Raw genomic sequence first — 812 nt, 5'->3', positions numbered from 1 at the left:
GGGGCGGAGCGGTCGCCGTGGTTGCGCATCACGGGCGAGAAGCAGGAGAACTGGCACCAGCGCGCGAGCAGTTCGCGGAAGGCGGGGTCGGTGATGTCGCCGTCGTGGAAGCCGCCCATGTCGGTGGTGAACCAGGGGATGCCGGCCATGCCCATGTGGATCGCGCAGGTGATCTGTGCCTTGAGGTCGGCGAAGGTGGAGCCCACGTCGCCGCTCCATACGAGCGCGCCGTAGCGTTGGGAGCCGGCCCATGCGCAGCGGGTGAGGTTGACGATCTCGCCCTCGCGGCCCATGGCGACCTGTCCCTCGTAGAAGCCGCGGTTGTATTCGCGCGGGTAGAGGTTGGCGATCTGCTGGTTGGGGCCCGCGTAATACCGGTAGTTCTCGAAGTCGTAGGTGCCGTATTCGGGCTCGGCCTCGTCGAGCCAGAACGCGTCGACGCCGAGGTCCGCGTAGTTGGCCCTGCACTTGTCCCACACGTAGGCGCGGGCGCGGGGGTTGGTCGCGTCGTAGAACTGGCTGGGGCCCTCGAACATCATGCCGATGTCCTCGCCCGCGTCGGCCCGCACCAGCAGGTTGCGGGACTTCATCTCGGCGTAGTTCTCCGAGGCGACGGACACCTGGGGCCACACGGAGGCCATGAGCTTGACGCCCATGCCGTGCAGTTCCCCGGCCATGGCCCTGGGGTCGGGCCAGAACTCCTCCTCGAAGCGGAAGTCGCCCATGTGCGGCCAGTGGAAGAAGTCCACGACGATCAGGTCGAGCGGGATGCCGCGGCGCTTGAACTCGCGCGCCACGTCGAGCAGCTGCCC

At 67.9% G+C, this 812-nt stretch carries 1 protein-coding gene; it reads right to left on the bottom strand.

All coding sequences use genetic code 11. The annotated features are described in order from the left end of the window. The coding region (locus AC1AUD_RS13715) for a TIM-barrel domain-containing protein (RefSeq protein WP_476574935.1) at positions 1–812 on the bottom strand (812 nt) is incomplete at both ends.

The sequence above is a fragment of the Bifidobacterium sp. LH_730 genome (genome assembly GCF_056355835.1).
Note: the sequence above shows the minus strand (reverse complement) of the source record. Positions and strands in the feature narration are given on the sequence as shown.